Here is a 4,722-nt window from a genome sequence, read left to right on the forward strand (position 1 = left end):
TTTTCGGGTAACTCATTGAATTTACATAGACTTACACTGGATAGACCAATTTAACCACCGTTTTCCTATATAATAGCCCGCAGTTTTTACTACCAATGATAGATTATGTTTCTTACTCCTTTTGTTTCAACGCAAGACCAGAAATTTACCTTCACTCGCGAACAAGCAAGCCACTTTGCTAAAAAAATTGCGGGCGACTTTAACCCTATCCATGATGAAGACAACAAACGCTTTTGCGTGCCTGGCGATCTGCTATTTGCGGTTCTTCTTCAAAAAGAAGGCATCAGCAAGAAGATGCGTTTTGACTTCTCGGGCATGGTTAACGACGGTATTGAATTAAGCGTTGAGAACAAGTGTGAGAAAGAAAGCGCATTGGTTGACGAGAAAGGGAAAGAGTACCTTCACATGAATCGTGAAGGTGAGACTAGCCACAATGCCGAGTTTATCGAACACGTCGTGACTAACTATGTTCAATTCTCTGGTATGAACTTTCCGCACATCATGGTGCCATTAATGGAAGAGCAGCAGATGATGATCAACTGTCAGCGTCCACTAGTTATTTATGAAAGCATGGAAGTTGAATTTGACCGTCTTGACCTGACTCACCCTGAAGTTGACTTTACCGGTGCAACATTTGATGTTGATGGTAAGCGCGGTATCGTGACTTTGAACTTTGATTTCAAAGAAGACGGTGCCATCGTTGGAAAAGGCGTTAAGAGAATGGTGGCAAGTGGCTTGAAGCCTTACAATCAAGAGTCAGTCGATGATTTAGTTAACCGCTTCAATGAACGCAAAGAGATGTTTCTCGCTCAATTTGCAGCGGCTGCATAAAGTTTTATAGTAAAAGCTATCTTAAAAGAGTTGTCATACGCATGTAGACGTTCTCTTTAGTATTTGGTTTCTCAAATAGCATTCTAAACACCCGCTCAAACTATTGAGCGGGTGTTTTATTTTCTGGCGCTATTCACATGCAAATTATCGCTATATCCAGCGCCTAACCCGCTGTTTGTAATCTACATACGCCATCCCAAACCGTTTCTCTAACGCGCGCTCTTCCACCGATATTTGAAATCGATTCATGTACCAAATAAAGCTAAAACTCATAAGAAGGCTCAAGCCATTTTGCAGCCAATATCCAATCCCGAATAAGCAGATAAACAGGCCAAGGTACATTGGGTTACGTGTACGAGAAAACACTCCGCTATCGACAACGGTAGTGGCTGTATCAGGTTTCACTGGATTAACGGTAGTCTCTGCGCGTCGGAACTCCCGCACGCCTGAGAGAGCAATGAAAGAGGAAAGCGCTAAACATGCCAGTAAGACGAGTCCTGAGAATGGAAAATGAACGCCTGCAAACTGCATATTTTTAGCCATGTAACTCATCATTAGAACCACAATGAGAAAAACAGCGACGGGGGGGATTTTAAGTTCTAGCTTTTCCATTTGCGCATCAACTCCTTACCTGGCATTTCAAAATCTCACGGTTCAGATAGTAACGTAACTGAATAAAGTCCCGCTTCATCCAAATAAAAATAGCCCAAGATCATCACTTGAGCTATTTTGGCGAACGGTTCCAGAATCAGTAGTAAATCTATCTAGTTCTAAACAAGTTCTAGAAGCGCTTGTAAAGGATGCTTCACTTTTTCCTGCTCAAACCGCTTTACTTGGCTACGACAAGAATAGCCCGTCACTAAGCATCGTTCTGCGGGTAACTCTTCCATTCTAGGCTTCCAGCTTAACTGGTAGATATCTCTAGACATCTCCAGCTTATCTTTCTCGTGGCCAAACGTACCTGCCATTCCGCAGCAACCGACAGGAACGGTATTCAACACTGAGCCAAAATGGGTAAAGATCTCGCCCCACTCTTTTTCTGCGTTTGGCATCTTGGTCTTTTCGGTACAGTGCGCAAGCAAATACCAAGGGGTGTTGGAGGAAGAAGCATTCGTCTTAAAGTCAGACAAACGCGGCAACAGCCATTCATGCACCGTCAGTACATCAAAATCACCACGTTCTTTGCCGAGCACCTCCGTGTATTCATCTCGGTAACAAAGAACCAAAGCTGGGTCGACACCCACCAATGGGATATCAAGATCAGACACCATAGAGAGAAATGTTGCGGTATTCTTCGCACTAGACGCAAATTGCTGTAAGAAGCCTTTGATGTGTTGCGCCTTACCATTCGGTTTAAATGGCAACAAAATTGGCGTTTTCCCCAGTTTAGACACGAGCGTCATAAAATCCGCAACTACTTCCGCATCGTAGTAACTGGTGAACGGGTCTTGCACAACAAGCACATGATTTTCTTTATCTTCTTTAGACAATCCGGCTAAGTATTGCAGATCAAACTTATGCGACTTATCGAGTCTTGAAGCTAACGTTGGTACCGACATCAGAGGTGTATCGACATATCCAACACTTTTTTCCGTTAGCGTCTGAACCCACGGCTGTTTGATGACGGCATTCACCATTTTAGGCGCTTTTGCCATTAGCGGCAGCATCGTTTCAATATTCGCGACCAAATAGTCTTTTGCTGGGCGCTGATATCGTGTGTGATAAAGATTTAAGAAGCGAGATCGAAAGCTCGGTACATCGACCTTTATAGGGCATTGACTTGCACACGCTTTACAGGCCAAACAACCATTCATCGCCTCATACACTTCATGAGAAAAATCGTATTCATGGCGCTTGTTGACACGATTTCTTACGCGCTCTATTAACGACTTAATGCTAAGTTTTCCAGTTAGCGTTTGCTGTTCAACATCTAATATGTCGATGCCTTGCTCAGTCAGTTGACGTAGCCACTCTCTCACGAGCCCTGCTCGACCTTTAGGGGAATGACGCCTATCAGCCGTCACTTTCATCGAAGGGCACATTGGTGAGGCGGTGTCGTAGTTGAAACACAATCCGTTACCATTGCACTCCATCGCCTGCTTAAAGCTATCACGAACCTCGACATCAATTTGGCGATCAAAGTAGCCACGCTTAACATCAGAAACTTTAACGAGTTCAGCTTGGCTATCTAGAGGCGTACAGACCTTACCTGGGTTCATTTTATTGAACGGATCACACGCTCTCTTCACTCGACGAAGCTCTTTAAACAAAGCTTCACCAAAGAACTCTGGCCCGTATTCAGAGCGGTAACCTTTACCGTGCTCGCCCCACATTAAGCCACCATATTTTGCCACTAGCTTAACGACCTGATCCGACACCAGATGCATCAGCTTTTCTTGCTCGGGGTCGCATAAATCAAGGGCGGGCCTTACGTGCAGTACGCCGGCATCAACGTGACCAAACATGCCGTAATTGAGTTTGTGCTCATCAAGCAGTTGTCTGAACTCAGCAATGAAGTCTGCTAGGTTCTCTGGCGGTACACATGTGTCTTCCGCAAATGCGACAGGCTTGGCTTTGCCTTTAGCGGCGCCAAGTAGCCCAACCGCTTTTTTACGCATGTTGTATATTTTGTTGATACCAGCCAAGTCACTGCATACTTGGAAACCAATGATTCCAGCTTCATCGTTTAGGATCATCTGGTCTATCTGATCGGTCAGCGACTTGACCTGTGCTGAAACTGACTCTACATCACTTCCCGCAAACTCTATGATGTTTATCCCTAACATTTCTTTGTTCGGAACGTCACGTAAAAGGTCGCTCACGGTATGCCAAACGATGTCCTGTTTCGCCAGATTAAGAACACGTGAATCGACCGTTTCTACTGATAAAGCATTCGCCTCAACCATAAAGGGCGCATTTCGTAGCGCCGCATCAAAACTCGAATACTTCACGTTAACGAGCGTTCTGGCTTTCGGAATCGGTGTGAGGTTTAGCTTGGCTTCAGTGATAAAAGCCAAAGAGCCTTCTGCCCCACACAACACACGTGTAAAGTCGAATTCATCGTTGTCATCGATGGCATTCTTTAAATCGTACCCTGTTAAGAATCGATTTAATGGGGGGAATTTATCTAATATTTGTTCACGGTTGTCGCGACATACTTGTTCTGTCGCTTCTAACGCAGTAGCAGCTTGTGTTTGAGCTTCTGGTCGGCCATGAGAGAGATCCGATTCAAGTATGCTACCGTCAGAGAAAACCGCTTGAAGAGATAAAACGTGATCTGAAGTCTTACCATACTTAAGTGAGCCCTGGCCTGACGCATCGGTGTTGACCATGCCACCCAATGTTGCACGATTACTGGTTGAGAGGTCAGGCGAGAAGAAATAGCCAAACGGACGAACCGCATCATTAAGTTGATCTTTTACTACGCCAGTTTGAACACGAACCCAACCTTCAGATTCGTTAATTTCCAGGACCTCATTCATGTATCGAGACAAATCAACCACGATACCTTTGGTCAATGACTGACCGTTTGTACCCGTGCCACCACCACGCGGAGAAAAGGTAATGCGCTCATATTCCGGTTTTGAGCTAATCTTACCTATAAGAGATACATCTTGAGTGGTTCTTGGGTGTACAACGGATTGAGGTAACTGTTGATAGACACTGTTGTCTGTAGCAACGGCTAAACGACTGGCGTATTGCGATTCAATGTCGCCGGTAAAGCCTGATTGCTCGAGTTCTTTGAGATAGCTGAGTACGACTGGGTCGACATCAGTTTGAGATTGAAGTCTTGGTAACATGTGCTTCCTGCCCCTACTACGCTGATCCGATCAGCTCTGGGTAATTGTAATTATATATATTTGAATTACGTCACTTTACAACATTTGAAAA

3 protein-coding genes are annotated in these 4,722 nt (G+C 44.7%); 1 reads left to right on the forward strand and 2 read right to left on the reverse strand.

Annotated elements, in window-relative coordinates:
* Window positions 1-105 precede the first annotated feature (105 nt).
* Window positions 106-831, forward strand: coding sequence for a DUF3581 domain-containing protein (locus tag BCU12_RS07155; RefSeq protein WP_102403661.1), 726 nt, complete (start codon window positions 106-108; stop codon window positions 829-831).
* Window positions 832-981: 150 nt separating this feature from the next.
* Here the strand turns inward: BCU12_RS07155 and BCU12_RS07160 are convergent, their stop codons facing one another.
* Together BCU12_RS07160 and BCU12_RS07165 are read right to left on the reverse strand one after the other, a co-directional pair.
* Window positions 982-1,443, reverse strand: coding sequence for an isoprenylcysteine carboxylmethyltransferase family protein (locus BCU12_RS07160; RefSeq protein ID WP_102403662.1), 462 nt, complete (start codon window positions 1,441-1,443; stop codon window positions 982-984).
* A 158-nt stretch (window positions 1,444-1,601) separates the two neighbouring features.
* On the reverse strand, window positions 1,602-4,631 hold the full coding sequence (locus BCU12_RS07165; RefSeq protein WP_102403663.1) for an FAD-binding and (Fe-S)-binding domain-containing protein: 3,030 nt from the start codon (window positions 4,629-4,631) through the stop codon (window positions 1,602-1,604).
* Window positions 4,632-4,722: the final 91 nt, after the last annotated feature.

The sequence above is a fragment of the Vibrio sp. 10N.261.55.A7 genome (genome assembly GCF_002877365.1).
In the GTDB taxonomy this organism is placed as follows: Bacteria; Pseudomonadota; Gammaproteobacteria; order Enterobacterales; family Vibrionaceae; genus Vibrio.

Excerpts from the sequence above, each read along its gene's own strand:
- BCU12_RS07165 (WP_102403663.1), bottom strand. The coding sequence starts at position 4,631 with ATGTTACCAAGACTTCAATCTCAAACTGATGTCGACCCAGTCGTACTC.
- BCU12_RS07155 (WP_102403661.1), top strand. The coding sequence starts at position 106 with ATGTTTCTTACTCCTTTTGTTTCAACGCAAGACCAGAAATTTACCTTC.
- BCU12_RS07160 (WP_102403662.1), bottom strand. The coding sequence starts at position 1,443 with ATGGAAAAGCTAGAACTTAAAATCCCCCCCGTCGCTGTTTTTCTCATT.